This is a genomic window from Paraliobacillus salinarum (assembly GCF_014083865.1).
In the GTDB taxonomy this organism is placed as follows: Bacteria; Bacillota; Bacilli; order Bacillales; family Amphibacillaceae; genus Paraliobacillus; species Paraliobacillus salinarum.
This window is the reverse complement of the sequence record NZ_JACEFA010000001.1, coordinates 293,474-318,234: the sequence shown is the minus strand read 5'-3', so window position 1 is coordinate 318,234 and position 24,761 is coordinate 293,474. Positions and strand designations below refer to the sequence as shown.

The 24,761-nt window shown below is 34.4% G+C and carries 30 protein-coding genes and 1 riboswitch; of the genes, 15 read left to right on the top strand and 15 right to left on the bottom strand.

Translation table 11 applies throughout. From position 1 onward, the window contains the following. The first annotated feature begins 4 nt into the window (after positions 1 to 4). The 10 genes from HP569_RS01615 (at position 5) to uppS (ending at position 10,898) form a co-directional block, all read left to right on the top strand. Entirely contained in the window at positions 5 to 607 is a 603-nt protein-coding gene (locus HP569_RS01615) for an HNH endonuclease domain-containing protein (protein WP_182199329.1), read from the top strand. Positions 608 to 787: 180 nt separating this feature from the next. Continuing rightward, the gene (locus HP569_RS01610; RefSeq protein ID WP_182199328.1) at positions 788 to 3,262 is read left to right on the top strand and encodes an AAA family ATPase; all 2,475 of its coding nucleotides are present in this window, start codon (positions 788 to 790) and stop codon (positions 3,260 to 3,262) included. After that, complete coding sequence (locus tag HP569_RS01605; RefSeq protein WP_182199327.1) at positions 3,237 to 4,289, top strand: 5-methylcytosine restriction system specificity protein McrC; 1,053 nt, start codon at positions 3,237 to 3,239, stop codon at positions 4,287 to 4,289. The genes HP569_RS01610 and HP569_RS01605 overlap by 26 nt, the downstream gene beginning before the upstream one ends. 100 nt (positions 4,290 to 4,389) lie before the next feature. Next, positions 4,390 to 4,488: riboswitch (purine riboswitch) on the top strand. A 62-nt stretch (positions 4,489 to 4,550) separates the two neighbouring features. Continuing rightward, positions 4,551 to 5,543 (top strand): adenosine deaminase, encoded by a 993-nt coding sequence (gene add / locus HP569_RS01600; RefSeq protein WP_182199326.1) that lies wholly within the window; start codon positions 4,551 to 4,553, stop codon positions 5,541 to 5,543. A 144-nt stretch (positions 5,544 to 5,687) separates the two neighbouring features. Beyond that, positions 5,688 to 7,295 carry an aspartate 4-decarboxylase gene (gene aspD, locus HP569_RS01595; RefSeq protein ID WP_182199325.1) on the top strand — a complete coding sequence of 536 codons (1,608 nt, stop codon included), beginning with the start codon at positions 5,688 to 5,690 and terminating at the stop codon, positions 7,293 to 7,295. A 177-nt stretch (positions 7,296 to 7,472) separates the two neighbouring features. Next, the gene (locus HP569_RS01590) at positions 7,473 to 7,898 is read left to right on the top strand and encodes a PH domain-containing protein (RefSeq protein WP_182199324.1); all 426 of its coding nucleotides are present in this window, start codon (positions 7,473 to 7,475) and stop codon (positions 7,896 to 7,898) included. A 125-nt stretch (positions 7,899 to 8,023) separates the two neighbouring features. Continuing rightward, on the top strand, positions 8,024 to 9,019 hold the full coding sequence (locus HP569_RS01585; RefSeq protein WP_182199323.1) for a tetratricopeptide repeat protein: 996 nt from the start codon (positions 8,024 to 8,026) through the stop codon (positions 9,017 to 9,019). Positions 9,020 to 9,319: 300 nt separating this feature from the next. Continuing rightward, positions 9,320 to 9,811: a DUF2975 domain-containing protein gene (locus HP569_RS01580; protein ID WP_182199322.1), complete on the top strand. Its 492-nt coding sequence runs from the start codon at positions 9,320 to 9,322 to the stop codon at positions 9,809 to 9,811. A gap of 34 nt (positions 9,812 to 9,845) precedes the next feature. After that, the gene (locus tag HP569_RS01575) at positions 9,846 to 10,034 is read left to right on the top strand and encodes a helix-turn-helix domain-containing protein (RefSeq protein WP_182199621.1); all 189 of its coding nucleotides are present in this window, start codon (positions 9,846 to 9,848) and stop codon (positions 10,032 to 10,034) included. Between the two features lie 99 nt (positions 10,035 to 10,133). Then, on the top strand, positions 10,134 to 10,898 hold the full coding sequence (gene uppS / locus HP569_RS01570) for an undecaprenyl pyrophosphate synthase (protein ID WP_182199620.1): 765 nt from the start codon (positions 10,134 to 10,136) through the stop codon (positions 10,896 to 10,898). Between the two features lie 184 nt (positions 10,899 to 11,082). Here uppS and HP569_RS01565 read toward each other — a convergent pair whose 3' ends face one another. Next, entirely contained in the window at positions 11,083 to 11,589 is a 507-nt protein-coding gene (locus tag HP569_RS01565) for a CotY/CotZ family spore coat protein (protein ID WP_182199321.1), read from the bottom strand. Between the two features lie 182 nt (positions 11,590 to 11,771). Here HP569_RS01565 and HP569_RS01560 point away from each other — a divergent pair, with 182 nt between their 5' ends. Then, positions 11,772 to 12,524, top strand: a complete 753-nt coding sequence (locus HP569_RS01560; RefSeq protein WP_182199320.1) for a collagen-like protein — start codon at positions 11,772 to 11,774, stop codon at positions 12,522 to 12,524. Between the two features lie 188 nt (positions 12,525 to 12,712). On the opposite strand, the gene HP569_RS01555 is transcribed toward HP569_RS01560, so the two are convergent. Continuing rightward, positions 12,713 to 13,996 carry a glycosyltransferase gene (locus tag HP569_RS01555; protein ID WP_182199319.1) on the bottom strand — a complete coding sequence of 428 codons (1,284 nt, stop codon included), beginning with the start codon at positions 13,994 to 13,996 and terminating at the stop codon, positions 12,713 to 12,715. A 340-nt stretch (positions 13,997 to 14,336) separates the two neighbouring features. Here HP569_RS01555 and HP569_RS01550 point away from each other — a divergent pair, with 340 nt between their 5' ends. Together HP569_RS01550 and HP569_RS01545 are read left to right on the top strand one after the other, a co-directional pair. Then, positions 14,337 to 15,182 carry a DUF7164 domain-containing protein gene (locus tag HP569_RS01550; protein ID WP_182199318.1) on the top strand — a complete coding sequence of 282 codons (846 nt, stop codon included), beginning with the start codon at positions 14,337 to 14,339 and terminating at the stop codon, positions 15,180 to 15,182. An 86-nt stretch (positions 15,183 to 15,268) separates the two neighbouring features. Then, positions 15,269 to 16,351, top strand: coding sequence for a hypothetical protein (locus HP569_RS01545; RefSeq protein ID WP_182199317.1), 1,083 nt, complete (start codon positions 15,269 to 15,271; stop codon positions 16,349 to 16,351). Positions 16,352 to 16,446: 95 nt separating this feature from the next. Here the strand turns inward: HP569_RS01545 and HP569_RS01540 are convergent, their stop codons facing one another. Next, the gene (locus HP569_RS01540; protein WP_182199316.1) at positions 16,447 to 16,602 is read right to left on the bottom strand and encodes a hypothetical protein; all 156 of its coding nucleotides are present in this window, start codon (positions 16,600 to 16,602) and stop codon (positions 16,447 to 16,449) included. A 159-nt stretch (positions 16,603 to 16,761) separates the two neighbouring features. Here HP569_RS01540 and HP569_RS01535 point away from each other — a divergent pair, with 159 nt between their 5' ends. Continuing rightward, positions 16,762 to 17,898 (top strand): glycosyltransferase family 4 protein, encoded by a 1,137-nt coding sequence (locus tag HP569_RS01535; RefSeq protein ID WP_182199315.1) that lies wholly within the window; start codon positions 16,762 to 16,764, stop codon positions 17,896 to 17,898. 72 nt (positions 17,899 to 17,970) lie between these two features. Beyond that, positions 17,971 to 18,480, top strand: coding sequence for a hypothetical protein (locus tag HP569_RS01530; RefSeq protein WP_182199314.1), 510 nt, complete (start codon positions 17,971 to 17,973; stop codon positions 18,478 to 18,480). A gap of 143 nt (positions 18,481 to 18,623) precedes the next feature. On the opposite strand, the gene HP569_RS01525 is transcribed toward HP569_RS01530, so the two are convergent. The 12 genes from HP569_RS01525 to HP569_RS14490 form a co-directional block, all read right to left on the bottom strand. Then, entirely contained in the window at positions 18,624 to 18,821 is a 198-nt protein-coding gene (locus HP569_RS01525) for a hypothetical protein (RefSeq protein WP_182199313.1), read from the bottom strand. 348 nt (positions 18,822 to 19,169) lie between these two features. Further along, positions 19,170 to 19,745: a biotin transporter BioY gene (locus HP569_RS01520; protein WP_182199312.1), complete on the bottom strand. Its 576-nt coding sequence runs from the start codon at positions 19,743 to 19,745 to the stop codon at positions 19,170 to 19,172. Between the two features lie 206 nt (positions 19,746 to 19,951). Then, positions 19,952 to 20,326, bottom strand: coding sequence for a YkvA family protein (locus tag HP569_RS01515; RefSeq protein WP_246366886.1), 375 nt, complete (start codon positions 20,324 to 20,326; stop codon positions 19,952 to 19,954). Positions 20,327 to 20,595: 269 nt separating this feature from the next. Further along, positions 20,596 to 20,952, bottom strand: a complete 357-nt coding sequence (locus tag HP569_RS01510; RefSeq protein WP_182199310.1) for a hypothetical protein — start codon at positions 20,950 to 20,952, stop codon at positions 20,596 to 20,598. Between the two features lie 127 nt (positions 20,953 to 21,079). Next, positions 21,080 to 21,673: a DUF5044 domain-containing protein gene (locus HP569_RS01505; RefSeq protein WP_182199309.1), complete on the bottom strand. Its 594-nt coding sequence runs from the start codon at positions 21,671 to 21,673 to the stop codon at positions 21,080 to 21,082. Continuing rightward, complete coding sequence (locus HP569_RS01500; protein ID WP_182199308.1) at positions 21,670 to 22,035, bottom strand: hypothetical protein; 366 nt, start codon at positions 22,033 to 22,035, stop codon at positions 21,670 to 21,672. Before HP569_RS01500 ends, HP569_RS01505 begins: the two co-directional genes overlap by 4 nt. A 183-nt stretch (positions 22,036 to 22,218) precedes the next feature. Then, positions 22,219 to 22,671: a GNAT family N-acetyltransferase gene (locus HP569_RS01495; RefSeq protein WP_182199307.1), complete on the bottom strand. Its 453-nt coding sequence runs from the start codon at positions 22,669 to 22,671 to the stop codon at positions 22,219 to 22,221. A 20-nt stretch (positions 22,672 to 22,691) separates the two neighbouring features. Further along, positions 22,692 to 22,880: a hypothetical protein gene (locus HP569_RS01490; protein WP_182199306.1), complete on the bottom strand. Its 189-nt coding sequence runs from the start codon at positions 22,878 to 22,880 to the stop codon at positions 22,692 to 22,694. Positions 22,881 to 23,155: 275 nt separating this feature from the next. Then, positions 23,156 to 23,716, bottom strand: coding sequence for a class I SAM-dependent methyltransferase (locus tag HP569_RS01485; RefSeq protein WP_425501794.1), 561 nt, complete (start codon positions 23,714 to 23,716; stop codon positions 23,156 to 23,158). Between the two features lie 37 nt (positions 23,717 to 23,753). After that, complete coding sequence (locus HP569_RS01480; protein WP_343051076.1) at positions 23,754 to 24,059, bottom strand: hypothetical protein; 306 nt, start codon at positions 24,057 to 24,059, stop codon at positions 23,754 to 23,756. 73 nt (positions 24,060 to 24,132) lie between these two features. Next, positions 24,133 to 24,585 carry an RDD family protein gene (locus HP569_RS01475; RefSeq protein ID WP_182199304.1) on the bottom strand — a complete coding sequence of 151 codons (453 nt, stop codon included), beginning with the start codon at positions 24,583 to 24,585 and terminating at the stop codon, positions 24,133 to 24,135. Next, positions 24,582 to 24,704, bottom strand: a complete 123-nt coding sequence (locus tag HP569_RS14490) for a hypothetical protein (protein ID WP_281366356.1) — start codon at positions 24,702 to 24,704, stop codon at positions 24,582 to 24,584. Before HP569_RS14490 ends, HP569_RS01475 begins: the two co-directional genes overlap by 4 nt. Positions 24,705 to 24,761: the final 57 nt, after the last annotated feature.

Sequence of the window (24,761 nt, the reverse complement as noted above, 5' to 3'; positions counted from 1 at the left end):
TACGATGAAACAAAATGTTTTTGGTGCTCTTTATGGGGATACAAATAAGAAATTTTTCGCGTTTGACCATAAGCATGATTACTTCAAATTAAATCCATGTGTACATCGTTTTATGTTGAACTATCAGCGACTAATTGTAAATCTTACTAACTACCACATGGCAAAAATGATTGAGGAATTAAATGAAGTACCAAGTATCAATTATCTGCTTGCAAAGGTTGAAACGATCGCCAAGCGTTCAACTTTACAACCTTTTGAGAAGGTGTTGTTGAACCATTTTAATTATACTTGTTTCTATTGTGGTAAGACTTTATCTAAAGGGAAAAGGCAAACGCATGTTGATCATTTCATCCCGTGGTCATTTGTTCAGTCAGATCATCTATGGAATCTGGTTCTATCCTGCAGTACGTGTAATGGCTCTAAAAGTGACAAGCTTCCGAAAAGGTTTTTCCTTGATTCTATCATTGATAGGAATAACGAATTGATCGATAAGAACCAGGATGCTAATGTGATGCATGACATGACAAATTACAAAGATAAGAAAATCATTTTACTTTATGACTATTCAATTAAGAACGGGTTTGATGAAATATGGAGTCCGTCATAATTTAGATTTAGTGGTATTTCAAAAACAAAGGTATGAAATGATAAGTACAGAAATAGATGAAGAGCTAGAAAAACATACAATTAAAGGCTATTTTCGTACCATATATTTACTAAATCCCTAAGATCCAACAGCCTAATTATGTTAAAATAAATCTATTGATAAAAGCAGGAGGATATACATATGACAAGTTGGCTTTTTCAAGGAAACCCAAAAAGATTTACCATTAATAATGACAAATATCCAGACATTCATGATATCGATAATTATGTAAAAAAAGGTAAAGTTATTGACTGGAGTATTAGACAAAAACATTTTGTCGATGATATTAAAGTTGGTGATGAAGTAATGATTTGGAGATCAGATGGTGACAAGAAAGATAGTGGTGGGGTAATAGCTGTAACGGAAATGATTCATGGTCCGTATGAGACTGATGAAGACAATATAGCTGTTGAACTTAAGGTTAAGGAATGTAGGTTAACTGAATCAGAAGGCATGTTATTAAGAAGTAAATTAAAAGAAATGCCAGAAACAAAGAACTTACTTATTCTTAAGGCACCTCAGAGTACCAACTATAAATTAAAAGAAGAAGAATACGAGTCTCTGATATATTACTGGAATAATCCTGATGCTTTAAATAATAGTGTTGAACTTCCGATGATAGAGAAGTATCTTCATTTCTATAAAAAAGAAGTTGATGTATTTCTAACTGAATTAAATTACATAAAAGAAAGTTATGCATTTTTTCAACAGTTCCGGGATCCAAACTTTATTAGAAATATGACTTGGGAAGATTTTCAGAAGATTGGTGACCATGTAAATGCTTATAGGATGGCGATTGCTCGAAGTCGTGCTTTTGGAAATATGAATGCATCATTAGAAAAGTATCAAAATAGTTTTCATTATTTAGTTCACGGAGAAGATTCGCTTGAATATCGAATGGATCAATTTTTAAATAATCCAGATTATAAATTATTTGGGATTGGTACAAGCGCTGTAAGTGAAATGATTGGTAATATCTTTCCGGAAGACTATTGCTTTTATAATCAAAGAGACCGAGCTGCTGTGGAGAATGCGTTAGGGTTAGATCCAGGCTATAGTCGCGGTGACACTTTTTCAATTAAATTCACAAAGTTCCAACGTGTATTAAAAGATCATGCCATTACGAGGAAATATGAAACAATTATTGGTCGACAAACAGATCTACCTATTTATTATGAGATCGATCAGTTCTTTAGTTTTGTCTTTGAAAAAAGTAAGTTGGATTTTCAAGAGGAAGAAGTTGCTATAGTTGAACCAAAATATTGGTTACTGGCAGCTGGAGAGAACGGGAAACTTTGGGAACATTTTAAAAAAAAGAATCAAATTTCTATTGGTTGGTCTGAACTTGGCGATTTAAGAAAATATACCGATAAAAGAGAAATTACTGAAAAACTAAAAGAAATTCATAACATAGACTATTCGCCAACAAATGATGCACTTGCAAATGAACAATTCCTGAGAGATATGAATGTAGGCGACTATATTTTTATAAAACGTGGTAAAGAAGAACTCATTGCATATGGACAAGTCATTTCTGAGTATAAGTACGATGTAGAAAACGGAGACCACCATTCGTTTAGAGATGTGGAATGGTTAAAAACGGGGAGATGGAAGGTTTCCGATTTACCTATTAATACGAAGACACTAACAAATGTTAGTCCATATGAAGAATTTGTTGAGCAGTTATTTAACCGATTACAAATTAATGAAACGAAATTACCTTATACCTCAGAAGGGAATACAGTTATTCCTTATAAGATTGATGACATTAAGGTTGACTTGTTTATTGATCTAGAGAAAGTAGAAGATGCTATTGAGTCATTGTGTTATAAGAAAAACATTATATTACAAGGACCACCTGGTGTTGGTAAAACATTTGTTGCAAAGCGATTAGCTTATCTTCATATGGGTAAGAAAGGTCAGCAACACATTGAAACTGTACAATTCCATCAATCTTATTCATACGAAGAATTTATTCGTGGCTTCAAACCAAATGAGCATGGTAATTTTCAACTTCAAGATGGTTTATTCTACTCTTTTTGTAAAAAAGCACAGAAGGAGCCAAATGAAAATTTCTATTTCATTATCGATGAAATTAATCGTGGTAATTTATCTAAAATTTTTGGAGAAGTCATGATGTTAATGGAAGCAGATAAACGTGGGAAAGAACATGAAATTAAACTTGCTTATGGTTCAGAGGAAGAGAAATTTTATATACCAGAAAATGTTTATATCATTGCTACCATGAATACTGCTGATCGATCACTTGCTATGGTTGACTATGCATTACGTAGGCGGTTTGCTTTTATTAATTTGGTTCCTGGTTTTCATACAGAGTCATTTGCAACATTTTTAAAAGGAAAAGGTATCAGCAATGGTTTTATAGAAAAAATAATTACTTTTATGAAAGAAGTTAACAACGAAATTATCAATGATAATGTGAATCTTGGTAAAGGATTTGAAATAGGACATAGCTACTTTTGTCCAAAGGGTGAAATAAATGATGAACAAGAGTGGTTTGATAGAGTTGTCCGGTTGGAAGTTGAACCATTATTAAGAGAATATTGGTTTGATCAGGAGGAGAAAGTTGATGCTCTCATCCAACGACATCAATAGAATTCCCGTCAAAAACTTGTATTACATGTTAGTGTATGCTTGGGATCACCCTTACGAGAAAGATATTATTAGTGTGTATGATGAAGATGAGAAAGATTTATTAAACCTCTTAAGTAAAATACTTCTAATAAAGGTAAAGTCATTAATTAAAAGAGGCCTTTATAAAGAGTATACGGAGAACAAAGAAGAGTCTAGTATTATTCGCGGGAAAATCCTTTTCAAAGAATCAATTCAGACTTTTTCACATAAAAGAGGTAAGATGCACATTCTTGAAGAAGATATGTCCCATGATATTCCCCATAATCAATTAATAAAAGCAACGTTGTATTATTTATCTAGAAATGAAGAAGTAGAAAAGCAATATCGAGACGAAATAAAAAAGGTACTTCCTTATTTTAATAGTGTGTCGTTAATACAAATTAATCATCGTTTTTTCAACATGATTAAATTACATCGAAACAACCAACATTATCAGTTCATACTAGATGTGTGTCAATTTATTTTGCAAAACAGCTTGTTACATGAAGGAGATAGTAACAAGCTGTTTCAGAATTTCTCCCGAGATCACCAGAAAGTGGCGCGCCTATTTGAGAATTTCGTAAAAAACTTTTACCGAAAAGAAATTCAAGGTGCTACTGCTAAAAGTGAAATGATGCAATGGCCTGCAGAAGGAGACAGTACTGATTTACTTCCAATAATGAAGACAGATATATCACTTAGATTAGGTGGTAGAAAAATAATAATAGATACAAAGTTTTATAAAGACGGTTTAGCTTCACATTGGAATAAAGAAACAGTACATAGTGCACACCTCTATCAACTTTTTGCTTATCTAAATAATGATGTTTATTATTCTAATAATAAAGCTACAGGCATACTTCTTTATCCAGAGGTACACAAATCGATTAATTTATACTATCAAATTCATGGATTTGATGTAAAGATATGTACTGTTGATTTAGCTCAAAATTGGCGAGGGATACATGAGCGACTTTTGGAGATTGTGAAAGGACATTTAGAATTTTAAATGAGGGAGCTTTAAACCCTCGTTATAATTTAAATATACCTTTATAGTGTTTGAGACAATATTGACAATCCAAACTTTTGTGTATTATTATATAGATGTTTTAATAAACTAAATAAAATTCCGTATAACTCCAATAATATGGTTTGGAGGTCTCTACCAGGAACCCAAATTCCTGATTACGAAGAAAGTACAAGATTTGTATTTTCTTTGTAGTCAGGAATTTTTTTATATAATTTTAAAAATAAAACTTGGAGGTATAAAATGAGTTTATTAACTATGCCGAAAATCGAACTTCACTGTCATTTGGATGGTAGTGTTAGGGTAGAAACAATTATTGATATTGCTGAGAAAGAAGGAATACCGTTACCGTCAGTTGATAAGGATGTGTTGGCGAAAGAACTGATTGCTCCTAGTGAATGTCAATCTCTTGACGAATATTTGAAAAGGTTTTCACTACCTAACAGGGTCATGCAGACTAAAGAGAGCTTAAAACGTATAACTTTTGAGCTATTTGAGGATGCAGCAAAGGAAAATGTGAAATATCTTGAGGTCAGATTCGGTCCGTTACTACACACAGTAAAAGGACTAGATATTGAAGAGGTTATACAAAGCGTTATTGAAGGTATGAGAGAGGCGGAAAATCGTTACGAAATAAAAGGAAATATTATCTTGTCTTGTTTGCGATCGATGCCTGTTGAAGGTGCGTTTGATGTGGTGGAGAAGGGTAGAAAGTTCCTAGGTAAAGGCGTCGTAGCAATCGATCTATGTGCAAATGAAGATGAAGGATTTAGTGAACGCTTTATAGAGCCAATCACATTAGCAAAGGAATATGGCTACAGAGTAACGATTCATGCAGGTGAAACTGGTATAGGAAAAAACGTTCTAGAAGCTATTGAATTATTAGGTGCTGAAAGAATAGGACACGGAATTTTTATTAAAAATCATGCTGCAGCTTATAAAAAAGTAAAAGAAAAACAAATCGTGCTAGAAGTTTGTCCAACAAGCAATGTTCAAACAAAAGCTGTTAATCAATTTTCTGAACATCCGATATATAAGTTTCATGAAGATGGAATTAAAGTGACGATAAATACGGATAACAGAACAGTATCTAATACGACCATGTCTAAAGAAATTCATATAGTTGATAATGAATTCAATCTAAGCACAGAAGATTATCGACAAATTTATATTAATAGTGTTGAAGCATCTTTTGCCGATCAAGAAACGAAAGAATGGTGCTTAGCCCAATACTAATATTCATATAGAATGGTGCTGTTTATATAATGTGAGGCTATCCTAAACATACTAATATCAAAAAACACAAGCATTCAATTATATTACATTTCATTTGTGGAATACTCTTGATATCAAGCTAGCAGTTTGTTTAGGGGGCATTTTATGGATGAACTTAAAAAGCAAAGTCACGCGTTAGAAAAAATAAGTCCGTTTGAATTAAAAGATAAGCTTATTGATCTGGCAAAAGGAAAGAAGAGAATGACTAGATCGATGTTAGATGCAGGTCGAGGCAATCCGAATTGGACGTGTGCTACTCCTAGGGAAGCCTTTTTTGCACTCGGACATTTTGCGGTAACAGAAGCAAGAAGCGTTTGGGATGAAGGTGATTTGGCTGGCATGCCTAGTCGTGTTGGAATTGCTGCGCGTTTTAATAAATATGTAAAGGAAAATCCGCAAGTTCCAGGCATTCCATTGCTGAAAGAGGTTGTTGATTATGGAGTCATTAACAAACAGTTTGAAGCCGATGCATGGGTTTATGAATTAGTGGATGGCGTTATCGGTGATAATTATCCTAATCCCGATCGAATGCTTGTTAGAACGGAACAGGTGGTTCATGATTTTTTGATGAAAGAAATGTGTGGTGACGATGCGTCGTGTGGTTCATTCGATTTATTTGCTGTTGAAGGAGCAACGGCAGCGATGTGTTATATATTTGATACATTATATAAAAATTACTTATTACCTAAAGGGTCAAAGATAGCGGTAATGGTGCCAATCTTTCCACCGTACATCGAGATCCCAGAACTCCCATACAATGATTATGAACTAGTAAAGATAGTGGCAGCAGAGGTAGATGAACAAGGAAATCATACCTGGCAATATCCCAAGGAAGAGTTAGAAAAGCTAAGAGATAAGGACATCAAAGCACTGTTTCTTGTTAATCCAAGCAATCCGCCATCAGTTGCAATAAAAAGGGAATCCATCGAACAGATTGTACAAATTGTAAAAAAAGATAATCCCAACCTGATGATTATTTCCGATGATGTGTACGGCACATTTGTTGATGGGTTTCGATCTCTAATGGCTGACTTGCCATTTAATACGATTGGAGTTTATTCTTTTTCAAAATATTATGGTGTGACTGGGTGGCGGTTAGGAACGGTCGCCATTAATCGAACCAATGTGTTTGATCAATTAATCAACGCGTTGTCGGAAGAAGAACAGGCTGTCTTGAATAAAAGATATGCTTCGCTTACATCGGAACCGGAAAAGCTTACATTTATCGATCGAATGGTAGCAGATAGTAGGGATGTTGCGATGAACCACACTGCTGGATTATCGACACCACAACAAGTACAAATGGCGCTCTTTGCTATTTTTTCTATGCTTGATACCAATAATGCATACAAGCAAAAAACCAATGCTATTTTGCATCGCAGAATGAAGTTATTATATGAAGGGCTTGGTTTATCAAAGAAACACTTACCGAACGAAGCTGATTACTATACAAAGATTGATTTGGAATTGTGGTGCGATCACCATTATGAAGAAGGATTTACAACATACCTTATAGAGAATTATAACCCAGAAGACATATTATACCGTTTAGCAGAAAAGTCTTCCATTGTATTATTAAGTGGGGAAGGGTTTTTAGCACCCGCATGGTCGATTCGAGTTTCTCTTGCCAATTTAAACGATGAAGCCTACTTACGAATTGGCGAAGAATTAAAAAACGTACTAGAGGATTACGTGAAAGAATGGAAAGGATAGCGGTGCCTTTCAATTCCCGGTTTTTGACGAATAATTTTGAAGGGAATCGGAGAATAAACCTTGAACTAAGTAAGTTTCTACATATTTTACTTTTTTCTATTATTAATGACAGGGAATTGTTTATTTATCGAGAACTATATACTATGAAGAAATATTGATTCTAAGGGAGTGAAGTGTATGGGTTTGATGGACGGTTTATTAGGTAATTATTCTGAGGTGTCAAAAGACGAATTGCATAATCAATATGGCCAGTATTTAATGCCCGATGAAAAAATTGAAATGGGATTCAAGTTAGTTCGAGATACATTTATATTCACGGAGAAACGGTTAATCTTACTTGATCATCAGGGTGTAACGGGAAAGAAAACACGAATACATTCTATTAGCATGGATTCTATTTTTGATGTTACTATAGAAACTGCGGGAACAGGTTTTGATGATAGTGAACTTACGATACACTATATTGTTTCACCTTATTATAGAGCGAACAATGTGCAGACAACCACCTATACGTTTGAATTTGGCAAGAAGTTTAACGTGCAACCAATTTATGTTGCGCTAACAACACTTGCGCATGAAAACAGAACTAAGATTAATCAATAAGGACAAGAACATTATATTTAAATTATAATCTATAAAAACGTTGTGAGCGCCTGTCACCACCCGTAAATTGTCTGTTTCTACATATTACGGATGGTGACAGTGATCGTTAGAAGGGTGTCTTTAAAGTGGATTTGCAACAAGAATTAACTAAAAAGGGGAATACGATAGCTGCTGAACTACTAGCAAATCTAACCTCAAGTGATCATTTTCTTGAAGATCTTTCTTTGATTTTAAAAGAATGTGTTTCTTCAAAAAGCAATCTTCCTGATGATATTCTTATTTTGTACACGCAGTTAGTGCGCGTAACTACCTTTCAGGAGGAATACCAATCTATTTTATTACGTGATTTGGAAATTATATTATCTGAAATGATAAAACCAACAAATGATCAAGCAGAAATCTATATCGATGAACAGGAAGAAGAGGAAGTTAATTCCCTGTATCAAAAAGCTTTAGTAGGTAACGCAGATGCCCAGCTAGAACTGGGTCATTTTTATAAATCGATCGAGCGTGATGAATGGGCCTTTGACTGGTTCAAAGCAGCAGCTGATATCGGGAGTGCGGATGCTCTTTATTGGCTAGGTAATGATTATTTTGTTGGAAAAATTGTCGAACATGATTTGGAAAAAGCTTATTTTTATTATAAAGAAGCTTCGAAAAAAGGACATGGGGATGCCCTAAACAATTATGCAGATATGTATTTGCGTGGGGAGTATGTGGAGAAGGATGAAAAAAGAGCTTTAGAACTTTTTAAGGCAGCCGCCGATAAAGGCGTACCAGAAGCAATGTACACTCTTGGCTATATGTATGAGAATGGTGTTGGGGCAGAAGCGGACATGGCAGAATCCAAACGATGGTTTACGGAATCCGCTCTTTTTGGTGATGTGTTTGCAGCAAATCGCCTAGGACATGAGGCGGTGGAAAATGGTCTAGGGGATGAAGCGATATCTTGGTATCAAATGGCTGCTGATCGGGGTGACTCTTATGGAGAGTTTAATCTTGGTCTTTGTTATGAGAATGGGATTGGAACCCAAGTTAATATAAAAAAAGCAAAATATTGGTATCAAAAAGCAGCTTTAAAAGGTGATGATCAAGCAAAGCAGAGGTTGAAAGAGTTTTAAAGTTTACCTGCAGCGCCTGTCACTTCCCGGTTTTTTATCGATTGTGTACAGAGTAGGATTGTGATGTATGCATTGTGTTTGGAAGTGCCATTCACTAAATTATTTTTGCATATATTAAGACGTTCGTTAAGAAAGAAGCTTGAGAGTCTCAAGCTTCTTTCTTTTTCGTTATGTGTTCACTTTACTATATCGAGAATACTAATACAACAAAAACATCATGCTATTTAATAATATTTTATTGCAAAACGATAAATGAATTGTTAAAATACAATTAGAAAATAATTAGGTGAGGTGTATGTGATGAAACGAGGTTCAACAGTTTTTTTAAAGATAGCTATTTTTCTGATTGGAATTCCAGTGCTTGCTTTATGTGTCCTTTTACTACCGAATATAGCAATGGAAGCAATTGAACAAGCGCAAAATGGGGCAATGTTAGCTTACGTCGTATTTGGCATTTTAATTATTATGTATGGATCGGCAATACCGTTTTATATTGCATTGTATCAAGGGTTATTGCTTTTAAGTTATATTGACAAGAATCAGGCTTTCTCAGAATTATCCGTGAACGCGCTGAGGAAAATAAAAAACAGTGCCAAACTAATCTTTGGTTTATACGTAGCGGCTTTACCATTAATTTTTATTATAGCTGAATGGGATGATGCACCAGGACTCGCATTGCTCGGGATGGTTATCGCTGGTTCTTCCTTGATTGTCGCGGTATACGTTGCTGTTCTTCAAAGACTGCTGCAGCAAGCTATCAATATAAAGTCTGAAAATGATCTAACAGTCTGAGGTGAAAAAGTTGATTATAATCAATATTGATGTGATGCTGGCAAAAAGGAAGATGAGCGTAACAGAGCTTTCTGAGAGAGTTGGGATAACGATGGCTAACCTTTCTATTTTGAAAAATGGAAAGGCAAAGGCGATTCGGTTATCAACTTTAGAGGCGATTTGTAAGGCGCTAGATTGCCAACCAGGTGATATTTTAGAATACAGAAGTGACGATGAGACGTAACCGTAAAGTCTGATGTTATGCTGCGATTGATTTTTGTTACCTCGGTTCATAACTGAGTGTAGAGGGATTTGCGAAAAACAACATTTGAGGGGGTTGACAATGAATATGAAAGTTCCTTTTTTAACTAAAAAAGATGAGAATGCAAACTTTTATTATATGCAAGTTCCTACACCGGATCATATAGCCATTATTATGGACGGGAATGGACGCTGGGCCCAGAAGCGAGGACTGCCAAGATTTGCTGGCCATAAAGAAGGATTGTCTGTCGTTGTAAAGGTAGTAAAAGCCGCAGTCAAATACAACGTGAAGGTGTTGACCATGTACACCTTTTCCACGGAAAACTGGAAGCGTCCGAAGCCTGAAGTCGAATTTATACTGAAGCTACCAAAAGAGTTTATGCATGTTTATTTGCCAGATATTCAATCTAATAATGTACGTGTTGAGGTGATCGGTAATATGGAAGAACTTCCAGCATCTACACGTGAATCTTTGCAGTATGCGATTGACGCTACCAAAGATAACGACGGCCTTCAGCTGAATCTTGCCCTCAATTATGGAAGTAAAGATGAAATGCTGCATGCGATGAAGGGTATGTTTACTGATCTAATCGATGAGAAATTGTCTCTTGATGAGGTAGATGAACAGCGGTTTTCAAAGTACCTAGATACAGCTGATATGCCGAATCCAGACTTGTTGATTCGAACTGGTGGAGAAAAACGTCTAAGCAACTTCCTATTATGGCAGATGGCTTACACGGAGTTCTGTTTCAGTGATGTGCTATGGCCGGATTTTTCTGAGAAAGAATTTAGACTTGCCCTAGAAGAATACCAGTTACGAAAAAGGAGATTTGGTGGATTAGGATAGTGGCAGTGCCTGTCACTTCATGTTTTTTGTCGAATGAAAGGGGCAGATTAGTATATATAAGCAAAAAATGGGAGAGTGCTGAGCTCTTCCATTTTTTCTTACATTTATAACTTTCGAAATAAATCAATGACGTTTTTTAAGACCAAAAAAAGCAACTATAAATACAACTACTTCAAATTTACCCTTAATCTTTCATAACAAATTCTGGAGAAATGCATTTAATCGATGTATAACAACTTAAATCTACTAGCACACATTCTTTTGTAAGGGTTACAAAGTCAACGTCGCATAAGCTATCCGCCTCAACACAATTTGTTTCCGGATCCACAATAGATACATTAGGGCGTAATAGTTGTAAAACTGCACAATTTTGATCACAATCTACTTTTATAACTCTAAAGAAAGTAGTAATGAAACAATCATCTGTCCCAACATGACCCCAGGTGAAAAATGGATGTCCATAAGGGGTTTGCAAAATAAACGGAACTGTTGCGTGCAAGGTCAATCGATCGGAATTTAGTAATGAACATGGATTAACTTTACTTTTTTGATATGCCTCCTGCTTCTCCAAAATATCTAAAAGCATTTCACAAATACAATCCTTACAATCTTTGCAATCCTTGTAATCATTCGTCTTCTTATCATCATCTTGCGTTTGTTCTATACTTCCATCTTTCTCTTCATACAGCAAACCGTTTCACTCCTCTCACACAAAAGACCTCTTATCTACAATATATTAATTGTTATAACGGTATGTGTTAGACGAATGTCCCTTGTCCACTAAAATGATATATTAGCGGATTTTTAGAAAAAGACTTTCGATGACGGTTTTAATTTCATAGTATATAGAAACGTATTTAGTGAGGTGAAATAATGTGCAATAAATGTGGTCACAAGAAATGCTGCTGTATTGCTCCTCCAGGAAAGAGAGGTAAAAGGGGTGCTATTGGGCCCCAAGGACCACCTGGGCCTAAAGGTGATCAAGGACCTACAGGACCACCTGGACGAAAAGGAGAACCGGGAAGAAAAGGACCTAAAGGCGATCAAGGACCTGCGGGACCACCCGGACCAAAGGGAGAACCGGGAAGAAAAGGTCCAAAAGGTGATCAAGGACCTGCGGGACCACCCGGACCAAAGGGAGAACCGGGTAGAAAAGGTCCAAAAGGTGATCAAGGTCCACCCGGTCCACCTGGCCCACCAGGACCTCCAGCACCACCAAAACCTTTATGTTGTCATTTTATATTAGAGCATGCCACACAATTGGTACCTTCAGCTATAGTAGGATCTACAATTGCAGAGAAAAACTTGTCAGCAGATATTGTTAAAGTATGTGATGGTGTAGTTGTTATTTGTGGTATATTAAAGAAAAAATTGAAGTATCAGATGCTCTCTAACGGTAATAGAGTTGATAATGAATTGATTGACGAAGTACCTTTTAATTGTTTAATTGATAGAGATGATATAAAAGCAGGAGACGATTTTAGAATAAGTATGTTGGACATCATTTGTGAGGTTTCAGGCTCAGAGGCTAATTTTGCCTCTGATAAGGAGACGAAAGATACAGTGGCGTTTCGTTATGTAGAAAAAGATGTTATTAAAGTTTGTATCGAAAAAGTTGAAGCTTAGAATTTATTATCCATATTCAGATTTTTGTCCAATAATCTTTAAATTAAGGTACCAGACAATATAGGAAAACTCCCTATTGTATACAAAAGTAATAGGGAGTTTTTATATTTTCAACTAAGGAACGATTTGTTTAAAAGCTTTTTTATCCATTGGGTGATTAGATCAGGATTCACTTAATGGAAGGCTCATTAAGATAACATTGGTTTAAGTTGATTCATCCATATCCATTGAGGACTATAACGAATCCTTGCTTTCGTTTTAGCATGGATTACCGGATTTTCTCGCAATAAATTTATAATAATTTCTGCATGCTCCTTTAGATAGGCTGCTTCAGAAGGATGATATTTTTCATGTGTATCATATCCAAAATTTCTTGCATCCCATTTCATAAAGTAAGCATTTAACTGCTTTCCTAGCTCTTCTAAAGCAGGTACTCTTTCATTTAAAATGAGAAAATTACCCTTACTGGCAGCTTCTAATACAGTTAAACCAAATGATTCAGAGAATGAAGGACATATAAAAAGATTTGAAAGCGAGAATAGCTCTAAAACACTTTGTCTGGGGAAGCCATTTTTATATGCCTCTATGTCAGAGGTGAAAAACATATCCTCTTCATCTAATCCAAAAGCAGTACCAGTTGATTTGATAAATTTTTTGTACTTATCTGAAGAAATGTCACCACTAGGAAAATCACAAAAGATCACTTGTACTGTTTTCTCGCAATTTTTCTTTATTGCCCCACACAAAGCGGCAACTTTCTCGAATTTTTTTCCTTGTGTCAGTCTACCTGGATATACTACTAAAATCTCTGGTGAAAATAGATTTACTTTCTCGGCTAGTATTTTGACAGCATCACTCTTATAACTTAGTAGATCAAGACTATTATTAACTACCCTGCAAAGTCCTTCAGGCACGTCATACTGTTTAGATAATGCTGTAACACCAGATTGGGTAGGATAAACATATAGTGTGTTTGGCATTGGAGAAAACCTTGCTGTAAAAGGCCATTTTGCATTTTGAGGGCGGTTTACTGGAGCAGAATGTGTGAACGCGATAAATTTTAAATCCGGAAGCTTTTCTTGAGCTTTTCTAACAGCAATATTATGAATGAAATGCCATCCTTGATAATGAATGTCATGCATAAAGCAGGCATCCACATCAGCTAGTTTTTTAATTAAATCAGAAGCAATTACATCGACTTCTTGGTAGAAAGTATCATGGACCTTTCCATTCGCTTGGGTATAGTCTCGCCAATGTATTTGTTCACCATTTAACCTGTTCACTACTTTTCTCCATTCAATTCTATTGTCCAGGAAGATACCATGACGTGAATCAAGCGAACAATCTTCACTTACAAGCATTACAGGTGTAATATCATCATGCAACATCATTCTCAGCTGTTCTGCAACTACGTTTACTAAGGAATACGTGCTATCTAAACCGTTAAACATCGTTAATAGTGCTACTTTCATTTCATAACCTCTCTTTTTAATCATTTTATTTAAAATCAGATTCTAACGTTCTTAATCCCTTTCCAGTAGACTCTTGTACAATCTGGCTCTAATCACTCTGTTGCAAAGTCGCCTCCACTTATAACGTTTCCGGCCCTAGCAGAAGCCAATGCTACTCAGTGAATAGTATATGATTTCGGATTAAAAAAGGAACTGCGATAGGATGCAGTTATTAAGTATGTGCTGTTATATGACTTTTTGTTTAAATACATTTTTATTCCATCTTATTCGACCAATCAAAGTTGCTCTCGTTTTCATAAAAATATATATAAGTCATTTCTATAAAAAGGGTGTATGTAAAATGAGAAGAGCGGTTGTAGTTTTTGTCGAGGAAAATAAGGATTTATTGCTTCAGCTAGGTTGCTTATATACTTCACTAAAATATATTGATTCGAATGATACAGACTTGATTGTTTTTGGAACGCCCACTGCCTTAAAGCAACTACCAGAAGATGTGATTAAGGTTGAGTGTGCAGTTGCTAGTGAGCCTCCTGAATTTCTTCATTATCGCTATATAAATTCAATTAGTTGTTTGGTTGGTGAGCAAGCTGATTTTTTGGATGAGTATGATTATATTTTACGTACCGATGCTGATACATTTTTGACCCCAGCTTGGCATTCCTTTTATCCATCTCTATACACAGTCGGTCAGGGCGGTTATGTAAACGACGATGAAACAAGGGGACATTTAAGAAGAATCGCATCCCAATTTCACTTAAGACATCAAGGACTCCATAATTTAGGTTCAACCCATTATGGGGATGCAAGACTAGTTAGAGAAGTTTGTAAGCTTGCGACAACCCTTACAGCTCACATCATTACAGAAGAATTTAAAAATGGGGAAGAGGGGAAATGGCCAGGTTGGTACAGAGGTGTTGCATCTATGTATGCCTGTGAAATTGCAGCTAATCATTTTGTTGATGATATTTTGAAAGATGGAAAACAAATTGATTTTGGGAGTGCTTCATCTGAACCAATTAAAAATCATCCTCATATTCATTGTTGGCATACGGATGAAATGTTTTCAAAATTTCAATTCACTGCTGGTCATTACGACAGCCTTAGTCTAGAGAATTTAAATCTAGATACGAATATCATTAAGGATTATTGTTTATTCATAGCATTAAAGTCAAAACAATACTTTTAAAAAGGCTATTGCACATGAATTTTGTCCAATCAAATATGTGGCGCATTAATAATATGATATTAAGTTCATATAAAGGAGTGAAAAAAATGGTATGTGATTCAAATACAACAACTCTATTTTTTCCATCTACTCAAACGGTCGATGGATGGCAAATCACTTATAACGAAGTAGCATCAGAACCTTCAAGTAACACTTTTTGCTATGACGTTGCGCCAGTTGGTAACCCACAAGGGCTGAGCAACTTCACCATAGGAATTGACGAAACAAATTGTCCTAACCTGTTAAACGAATTAGAAGATGAGGATCTATTTTGCTCACGTTCAGATAGCTTAGAGCCTGTAGTCTGTGAGGTTGTAAGAGTACCTGAGACAAATGAAGTGCGAGGTTTTAAGTTCGATCAAATAGAATTAGAATCAGATGATCCAGATTTACCTGTAACATTTTGCGTGACAATTATTACAGAACAACCTTTATTCTTGGGTTGTGTTTTGGTCAGTGGAAAATCTGCTCAAAACTCTGATACTGGAAATGAGACTATTCCTGGCCCATCTTGCACATCACCAACAACTACTACAACTTCTACTTCTACCAGCACAAGTACCTCTACAACGACAAGCACATCGACTTCAACTACGAGCACAAGTACCTCTACAACGACAAGTACTACTACATCAACAACGTCAACATCAACAACTACTACAGTATGTCCAATAGCAAACCCACAAAGCTGTTGTCAACACGTCGTTGAATTTAAAACACAAATCGTACCACCAGCACTAGCAATTAATGATGTAAGCACTGAAGTATTTTTTGATGCACCACCTGTAATAGAGGAAGTTTGCCCTGAAAAGGTGATTATTTGTGGGAAATTAACAAAAGTTATTCAGTATACTGCAGTACTTGAAAATGGAGACCAAACCCCTAATACTCTAGTTGACGAAGAAGCATTCCAATGTGTTATTGATCGAGAAGATGCAAATGAAGGGGACACATTTGAGGTTGTTGGATATGCTGTATTATGTAAAGGTAAACCTAGATTGCAAAACAGAGGCAGCCGTCCATCGTTATCAACGTCACAATCTGAAGATGTTTATTGGAGACTCGTTGAAAAAGATATCATAAAGGTGTGCATTAGAAAATTTGATTCAACGAACGGTAATAACGGTTAATGCGGCATTGCTCATATATATTTTAAAACAGTGATTGTTATGAAGCCTAATCATAAAGGGGGGGGAGTATTGAACTGCACCCCTTTATGAAATTTTCATAAATTATCCGTATTTATTCTTGGATAATCCTGTTCAAGCATTGATGTAGCTCTTGCGTTTTTAGTGTGTCTATCGTTCTCTATTTCCTTATATACGATCTCTTCATCTTCATTGTTCGAACGCTTTGTTCTGTTTACATACATGTTATTCATGTTCACACCTCCTATGAATAATATGTACAAGTTGGAGTAAAAAAATGAATACTAACAAAGATACAACAATAGGAGGCAGCCTTTCATTGTATTTTTGTTTTTGATTACTTTATAATGGTATCGAATAATAAAGTAGGATGAAAAAGGGGAAATTGCACTTTGAAAATACTTATTATAACTGAAACATTTTTACCGTCTATTGATGGTGTTGTTACACGTCTAACAGCAGCCATTAAACATTTGCGAAAATTAAATAATGAAATTGTTGTTGTCGCACCTGATTTAGGAGAAGTTTCTTTGGATGGTGTGACAGTGGAGAAGGTTAAGGCAAAGAAATTGATTTTCTATCGCTATCGTCCGTTTGCTTTACCACAAAGAAAAGTAAAAGATCTAATTTTAAAACATAAACCAGATCTAGTACATGTCGTTAATCCAGCACTTCTTGGAGCTACAGGCGTATATTATGCAAAAAAACTAGGGTATCCTTTAATCGCTTCTTATCATACACATGCACCCAAATACTTGGATTATTATCCGTGGTATAAGCCCTTCAAACCACTTCTTTGGAGTTATTTTAGGAAACTACATAATATGGCATCGATTAACTTATGTACATCCAAAGCAGTTCAAGAAGAATTGATTGAAAAGGATTTTAATAATGTACACTTATGGAAACGCGGAGTTGATGTTGATAAATTTTATCCGGATCATGCAACAGAAGAAATGAGATATACCTTATCAAACGGAAATCCAAACAAGAAATTGTTGTTGTTTGTAGGGAGATTGGCATCTGAAAAAGAAATACATAAACTTAAACCCTTATTAGAAAAAAGAAATGATGTACAGTTAGCAATTGTTGGGGATGGGCCAGCGCGAGAACACTTGGAAGAGGTTTTTCAAGGAACAAACACTGTTTTCACGGGATTTCTACAAGGTGAAGAACTAGCAAAAGCATTTGCGTCAAGTGATGCGCTGATTTTCCCATCCGTTACAGAGACACTAGGATTAGTCATTCTAGAAGCAATGGCAGCAGGTTTGCCAGTAATTGCAGCAAAAAGCGGTCCAACAATGGAACAAGTAACGGATGAACAGACAGGATTGTTATTTGAAAATGAAAACACAAATAGTTTAATCCAAGCATTAGAAAAATTAAATGACCACGAGCTATATGAAAAGTTATCACAAAATGCGCGCTTAGAAGCAGAAAAATTCAGCTGGACAGAGCCATCACAGCAGTTAGTAGAATTTTATAACGATCTAATGCAATTATACGATGATCATCAAGTTGCCCAATAGACTAATTTCAATTGGTATCAAGATAAAAATTACTAATGATTCGCATAATCTATAACAATGAGGAGGAATAAATTGATTAAACACAAGTTGTTTGTCTTTGTATTGTTTTTATTTCTGGTGGGTTGCTCGAATCAAGATGAAGTTTCATCCAATGGAGAATTTTCGGTGCCAGATGTGTCTGTTGATCAACTAAAACCTAGTAGTGAATTAGATCAGGGACTCAGATATTTTATTGTGATGCCTTTTGAATGGTCAGGGAGTGAACCTGTAGAGATTCAATCAATTGATATTGTGGAAAATAGTGAGCCCGTCACAGAAAATTCAGGTATAGCTTACACATTTTATGGTAACGATTCCGAGAAGAAAACAGGAGTTTATAAACGAGAGGATATTGGAGAAAAACAAAATATTAAAGGATTTACAGTCGATGACGAGAACACACTTATTTTAGAATTATCTTTATTAGATGTTGAGTCAAATGACAATCGAGCTATGCGCATCGAATATATTCAAAACGGAGAACAGAAAGAACAAATTTTAAAATCTAGTTTACTTGAAAATTTAAATACTAGTAACGATTAAGTTAGATAAATTTAAATCTCATCTCACTATCAAGAGTAAACTCATATTTGAGATAAGATTTAAATTTTTATAAATGACTTCCTATAATATATATTATGTAAACTAGATAAAATTTTAATAAAACACAGTTTATGTCTAACCTTCTATCCTTTCTTCTTTTCTTTAAAATACATGATTAAATTAACAAACATTGTTACTAATATGACCAGTAATGAAATAGACACTACAACGTCTACCTTGTTATTGAATAACCATAATACAATAAGTGCAACAAGTTGAATCGGTATTGTGATCTTTAAATATGTTGGAATTGGTTTAGAAACAAAAAGATTATTTTTCATTTAGTTCACTTTTCTCCTTTTTTATTCATTTCTTAGTTTATTATCAATAGGCAAAATAAAGTTACCTAACGCTCAGACAATGGTTGCTTTAATTTTTCATTGGTACTTAACGTCTAAATCGTGTACTACAGTTAAAAATTAAAAAAAGTAACCCCTCGTGTGCTTGACAGGCTTTTGAGGGATTACTTCTCTTGATTGCACCTAGCCCCTCTTGTCGGAGTTCGGTCTATTGTACCTTCAACGGTTTTAATATTGTGTTTCTTTCTATTTATAGTATACCATGTCTCAAACTACACAGTCCACAGTATAAACATTATCCTTCCAACTGAAATGAGAATGTTTTAGATTCTATGAAGCAACTTTATTTGAGAATCTAGGATCAATTAAATCAGCTTGAATTAACCTTTTTCTTACAGTAATTCCAATCCAACTAGCTAGATATGCCTTGATCAATCCAACTACGATAAACGGATAAATTCCTGATATTATCGCCTGGTTCCAGGTTAAATCTAATAGTATTTTTAATTGAATAGTCCCGAATATAAGTGTAATAATCATTCCGACAATGTTTGCTACCATTGCCATCTTCATATTAAATTTTGTTTTTTCTAAGATATAGCCAGTTACAAACGCTGCAACGATAAAACCAAATATGTATCCTCCGGTTGGACCAACTAATATTTGTACGCCACCTGTAAATCCTGCAAAAACCGGTAACCCAACAGCCCCTAATAGAACATAGCAAACCATTGCAATGGCACTGTACTTGCTACCAATAATCGTTGCTGCTAATCCTACCGCTAATGTTTGCCCGCTAATAGGAATAAGTGGTAGTGGAATTTCAACTTGTGCCAATACCGCTGTTATAGCCGCAAATATACCACATATAATAATTGCTCTAAGTTTTGATTTACTCGTATTCATAAGATATTCCCCCTAAATTCTCTGTATCGTTAACCAATATAATATATGGTTAACGATAGAAGTTTAACATATTTGTTTTTGCAAAGATAGTATTTTCTAAAAAATATATAAAGCTTTTTTATGCATATGCCATACGGCTTATCAGAAACATTAAATAGAGCCTATTTCTAGTAAGTTAGAAATAGGCTCGTAATATAATTTACACTTTATTTATTTAGTTTATTGTCAATTTCAGTTGTATCTACATGTTTGCCAAATAAATCTTGCAGCTTATTTTTTGCTTTCATTTTAATTTCATCGTCTATATATAGCGCAACTTGAGCTAATGCAAGTATAACAACACTTAAGTCATCAGCATATCCTGCGCCAATTGCGAAATCAGGTATAACATCCAGAGGTAAAATAAAGTAACCTAACGCACCAACAATGGTTGCTTTAACTTTCTTTGGAACTTCTGGCTTTTGAAGCGTGTAATACAGCAATAGAACTGCGTAAACTACAGATGTACCAGCTTTTTTAGAGAACTTTTGAATCTTTGTCCAAAACTTTTCATCTGAGAATTGTTCCTCGTGTTTTTTTATATCTTCAACATATAATTTATCTACGTCACTTTTTAAATCATCAACTAGACCTTCATCCAGTTTAACTTCATTTGGCTCATCTATATTAAACGTAGATAATTCATCTAGCTCTTTGTTCTTCTTAAATGGATTTTTGAACATGAAATCACTCCAAGTATTAATAGATTATGATTTCATTTTACATGATGATGCATTAATTATCATCTTTTGAATAGATTTAACACTTTCACCCTATTCAGTTATTCCTTATTTTTTCGGTAAGAATATGTTTAATTTTTTATATTGAAGTCTCCCATTAAGAAATCTGATACAATCACTATCATCATTCCAATGATAATCAAAGAAAGTGATATACTCCCTAACCCTATTGTTTCAACAACTATCATTCCAGCGATAAAAAGGATCGTGCCTATACAAAATAAAATGATCGTTTTTTTACTTCTTATGGGACGAGACGGGTTTGCAAAGAAAATAAGTCCTATAGCTATAAAAAAAATAATATTAAAAATAAATCCTTGAAATCCACTGTAAAAAAAGGAAAGGTCTTCTTTGCCTAATAAGTGAATAATGCCTAGTATCATAATTAAAATCCAACCTGTAAGTTTTAGAACAATTCTTATTTTCAATTCATCCCTCCTCGTTCCTTCTCATAAGCTTGCGTAACCTGCTTGTCTTCCTTAGTTCTTCCTTGATGATATACCTTGTCATCATTTTTAAAGCATCCATAGATTTTCTTATAATTACATTATTAATTTAGTTCAGATCTTCTTCATAAATAACTTCACCATCACTATTCAGTCCTCGTAAAGCCATGCTAAGATAATCATTTTCTACTTCATTCCAGTGGAATAAAAACATGCGATGATCTTTTAATTTATAATCTAATGTAACAATATCTTCTTTAGGTACATGTTCTCCGCCATCATATCCTTTAGCCACATCTAATTCTACTTTGTTTATTTCTGGATTAGTAACAATGCCATAATAACGCATTAGCATGAGTTCTTCATTAAAAGTCATGCCGCCCCAAGAGTACGTAATATCTTGTTTGTTTTTTATTTCCATTACACCTAAGCTACCAGGTCCCCAAAAAAAGCCAGCATGTTTTTTGATTATCGGAGCTGAAAACCAGTTCTTATATTTTGATAGAAAAATTTGAACATTATCTAAATCGACTTTCTCAACTACTTCTGATGGTCCATAATAATAGGTTCGTTCAGACTTTTCAAATGCAGCTTTAGGTGACAACTCATAATAACTATAGTAAGGGGATTCTTTAATAACAATAAAGAGTAATAGAAATGCAAGGCTCCATTCTATTATTCCTTTAAGTTTCTTTCTATTCATTTTATCTCCCCCTGGTTTAATGGAATCTCTTTTTGAAACGATCGGTCAAACCATTCGAAATCTAGTGTTATTGCTTCTACACCATCTTCTAAGGGAGGATAATCACTGACAATATATTGTCCCCATGTATAACCTGAAGCGTAACTAGCTTTATTTTTATAAGTATTTCCTTGCTTATCTTTTAGTGTAAGTGCACCTTCTGGGAAAGTCCATCCATTTTCATCAGGGTGAACCTCAAAGATTAATGTGGTTGCATCTGCTGCTATAACAAGGTGACGTAACAAAATTTTATCATTATCAAGGTCTATCTTCTTGTCTAAGCCAATAAGTATTGCATCCCCATCATTCACTTTAGCTTGCAAATCCTCTGGTAAATCATTAGTAAAACGTGAAAAAAAAAGAATAAATATTAGGTATAAGTGCAATTATACATACAATGATAATTAGTCGACGCACCCATGCCCACATCAAACCAACTCCTATTTCTTAAAATATATAACTAAGTATTTAAATGATGATTTTGCAACTAAATATCTGATTTTATTTTATAAATCTTGAGCTAATCGAATCATATCTTTACATTGAATTCCATTTTCAAAAATTTCTTCTGAATAATGTCTAGTGAAAAAGTCTATATCAATACCAACAATACGAAATCCGCACTTTTGATAAAGAGCCAATTGGCCAAGACTTGAATTGCCAGTACCAACCTCTATTGTTTTATAACCCTTTGTTTTTGCCTTTTTTAATGCTTCTATGACTAATTTCTTTCCTATTCCTTTACCATGTTTTTCTTCAGTAACTGCAATATTAACTAATTCCAATGTTTCAGGTCTTGTAGGAAGAAGTACAAATACGCCAACAATTTCATCTTTTTCTTCCGCTATATAACACATTCCTCTGTCCATATAGTCATTTACAATATCTTCAGATGGATCAGCTAATAACAGTAATTCTTTGGGTGTGTTTTCGGTTGATTTAATTTTTCTGATATTCATAATGATCTCCTGTTGTAAAATTAATTTTCTTTTTCGTTTAACAACTTATCTAATTTCTTTTCTACTCGTTCTAATCGTTTATTTTTTTTCATGGAACTAATAAAAAATGATACAATTCCTACAACTATGGCTACTAAAAATAATAGCGTAAACAATGCAAAGATAATATTTTCTATATATATTCCGTCAATAGATACCGCTAAAATCATATTAACTCCCCTTTTAAATGTAAAATTAGATTGTTACCCTTCTTCTACTAATCTGCTTCCTTATCATAGCAAGCACTACATTGTTAATGTGCGTAATTATTGATTTATATACATTATAGATTAATATCGGTAGTGAAAAGATATTCAGTACTTTTATCATTTACTTTCTTCCATAGAATAGTGAGGTTCTTAGTTTGAAATAAGTGTTTCATTTTATCGAGCAAAAACTGTTCCATCAAATTTAGCGATCACAATATAATTATATTAGTTGAATTTTAACATTTATAAGCATCAACAATGAGTGAAGGAAAAACTAGTTTGTCTCCTTGATTTCGGGGATCGTATTTTTTGGAACGAAAAATAACACCTTGTAAAGGATCCCAATTATTTTGATGAAACTCCCCTTCTTCGTCACAATACTCTAGTAATTCAACCTCATAACCAGCAGTTTTAAACATTTTCGTCAATGTCTTATAATTGTGAACTATTTTATGACTTGCTGCTGGATGATCTTTAGGTCCTGGTCCGCCAACTTTAACAACATTTTGGTACGTGTCATCTGGAAAATAACCATCTGGAACAGCACAACGTATATAACCAGTAGGCTTTAAAAATTTATGGCATCGTTTTGCAGCTTCAATGCCTTCTTCATATGTAAGATGTTCCCAAACGTGTTCCGCTAAAATTGCTGTAATGGATTCACGTTCAAACCTTTTATTCCAACTATCTTGATCTAGTAAATTAAGTTCGTCTTCTTGAGTATGTATCCAACCAGGATTATTGTTATGCTCACCTGCTCCGATTACTAGTTTAATGTCAGATTGACTTCCAACCAATATCTATCACCTCAAATAAATAGATTTATAAAAAAATTCACTTTATCGCTTTGTTACGAAACAACATCAAGTTAACCACGTTTAATAAAATAGTAACAACTACAAGAACTGATGAGACTAACGCAACGACACCTATAGTATCCATAAGCGCAGCCCAATCTTCAATCTTAACCAAATGATAATTATAAATAATTTGGAAGGTCACTGCTACAGTGCATGCACTGAAACTAAAAATAGAAAGACTAAACCACGTATTATTTTTTTGCTTCCTTCTACGAACTAGACTTATAACCGGCAAGGACCAAGCAATTAGTCCAAGTACTAGACTGCCAATGTTAAGCAAACCATAATCAATCATACGAAACTCTCCCTTTTGTTGTTTTTAAAAACTCAATATAAAGAAGCAATAGAGCATGTTACGGTGAATCAGTGGTGACATATGTTTGTGCGATAAAATCATGGATTGCTCGTTTATCTTCTCTTAAGCCAATCATAAATGCACTAACTATTAAACCAATTCCTAATGTCAGTATGTAGAATGCGCCAGCTACCCAATTTCTTAATAGCATTGTTCCTATACCGACTTTTTTGCCATCCACTCTAACAATTCTGTTACCGACCATTTTTCTACCTAATGTATAGCCATACCACAAGACAGGAAGTAGTAAATAATAAATTAACGATATCGTATCAGTTAAATAAACTTCCTTATAATTCAAAAATTCACCGTATATAAGTGTTGAAAGTATACCTAGTGAAACAAAAACAATGATAAAATCTAAGACACTTGCTAACAATCTGTTTTGAAAACCCGCTGGATTAGAAATTATATCAAATCCCCTTTCAAAAATTTTAGTCTCTGTTATCATTCTTTTGTTTTTCCTTCAAGTAGTTCTATAATTGTTTCATTAGTTCGATTTAATTTTTTCAATTGACCATCTATTGAAATAAGCGTGACTATCACTATAACTGCAATAATAAGCCACATTTATAATCTCCCCCCTTAAATTAATAATTTCAGAAAATCTATAATACATCCTAATTA

Coding starts and splice junctions, on each gene's coding strand:
- HP569_RS01615 (WP_182199329.1), top strand. CDS start 5: ATGAAACAAAATGTTTTTGGTGCTCTTTATGGGGATACAAATAAGAAA.
- HP569_RS01610 (WP_182199328.1), top strand. CDS start 788: ATGACAAGTTGGCTTTTTCAAGGAAACCCAAAAAGATTTACCATTAAT.
- HP569_RS01605 (WP_182199327.1), top strand. CDS start 3,237: ATGCTCTCATCCAACGACATCAATAGAATTCCCGTCAAAAACTTGTAT.
- add (WP_182199326.1), top strand. CDS start 4,551: ATGAGTTTATTAACTATGCCGAAAATCGAACTTCACTGTCATTTGGAT.
- aspD (WP_182199325.1), top strand. CDS start 5,688: ATGGATGAACTTAAAAAGCAAAGTCACGCGTTAGAAAAAATAAGTCCG.
- HP569_RS01590 (WP_182199324.1), top strand. CDS start 7,473: ATGGGTTTGATGGACGGTTTATTAGGTAATTATTCTGAGGTGTCAAAA.
- HP569_RS01580 (WP_182199322.1), top strand. CDS start 9,320: ATGAAACGAGGTTCAACAGTTTTTTTAAAGATAGCTATTTTTCTGATT.
- HP569_RS01575 (WP_182199621.1), top strand. CDS start 9,846: ATGCTGGCAAAAAGGAAGATGAGCGTAACAGAGCTTTCTGAGAGAGTT.
- uppS (WP_182199620.1), top strand. CDS start 10,134: ATGAATATGAAAGTTCCTTTTTTAACTAAAAAAGATGAGAATGCAAAC.
- HP569_RS01560 (WP_182199320.1), top strand. CDS start 11,772: ATGTGCAATAAATGTGGTCACAAGAAATGCTGCTGTATTGCTCCTCCA.
- HP569_RS01555 (WP_182199319.1), bottom strand. CDS start 13,996: ATGAAAGTAGCACTATTAACGATGTTTAACGGTTTAGATAGCACGTAT.
- HP569_RS01550 (WP_182199318.1), top strand. CDS start 14,337: ATGAGAAGAGCGGTTGTAGTTTTTGTCGAGGAAAATAAGGATTTATTG.
- HP569_RS01545 (WP_182199317.1), top strand. CDS start 15,269: ATGGTATGTGATTCAAATACAACAACTCTATTTTTTCCATCTACTCAA.
- HP569_RS01540 (WP_182199316.1), bottom strand. CDS start 16,602: ATGAATAACATGTATGTAAACAGAACAAAGCGTTCGAACAATGAAGAT.
- HP569_RS01525 (WP_182199313.1), bottom strand. CDS start 18,821: ATGAAAAATAATCTTTTTGTTTCTAAACCAATTCCAACATATTTAAAG.
- HP569_RS01520 (WP_182199312.1), bottom strand. CDS start 19,745: ATGAATACGAGTAAATCAAAACTTAGAGCAATTATTATATGTGGTATA.
- HP569_RS01505 (WP_182199309.1), bottom strand. CDS start 21,673: ATGAATAGAAAGAAACTTAAAGGAATAATAGAATGGAGCCTTGCATTT.
- HP569_RS01495 (WP_182199307.1), bottom strand. CDS start 22,671: ATGAATATCAGAAAAATTAAATCAACCGAAAACACACCCAAAGAATTA.
- HP569_RS01490 (WP_182199306.1), bottom strand. CDS start 22,880: ATGATTTTAGCGGTATCTATTGACGGAATATATATAGAAAATATTATC.
- HP569_RS01475 (WP_182199304.1), bottom strand. CDS start 24,585: ATGATAACAGAGACTAAAATTTTTGAAAGGGGATTTGATATAATTTCT.
- HP569_RS14490 (WP_281366356.1), bottom strand. CDS start 24,704: ATGTGGCTTATTATTGCAGTTATAGTGATAGTCACGCTTATTTCAATA.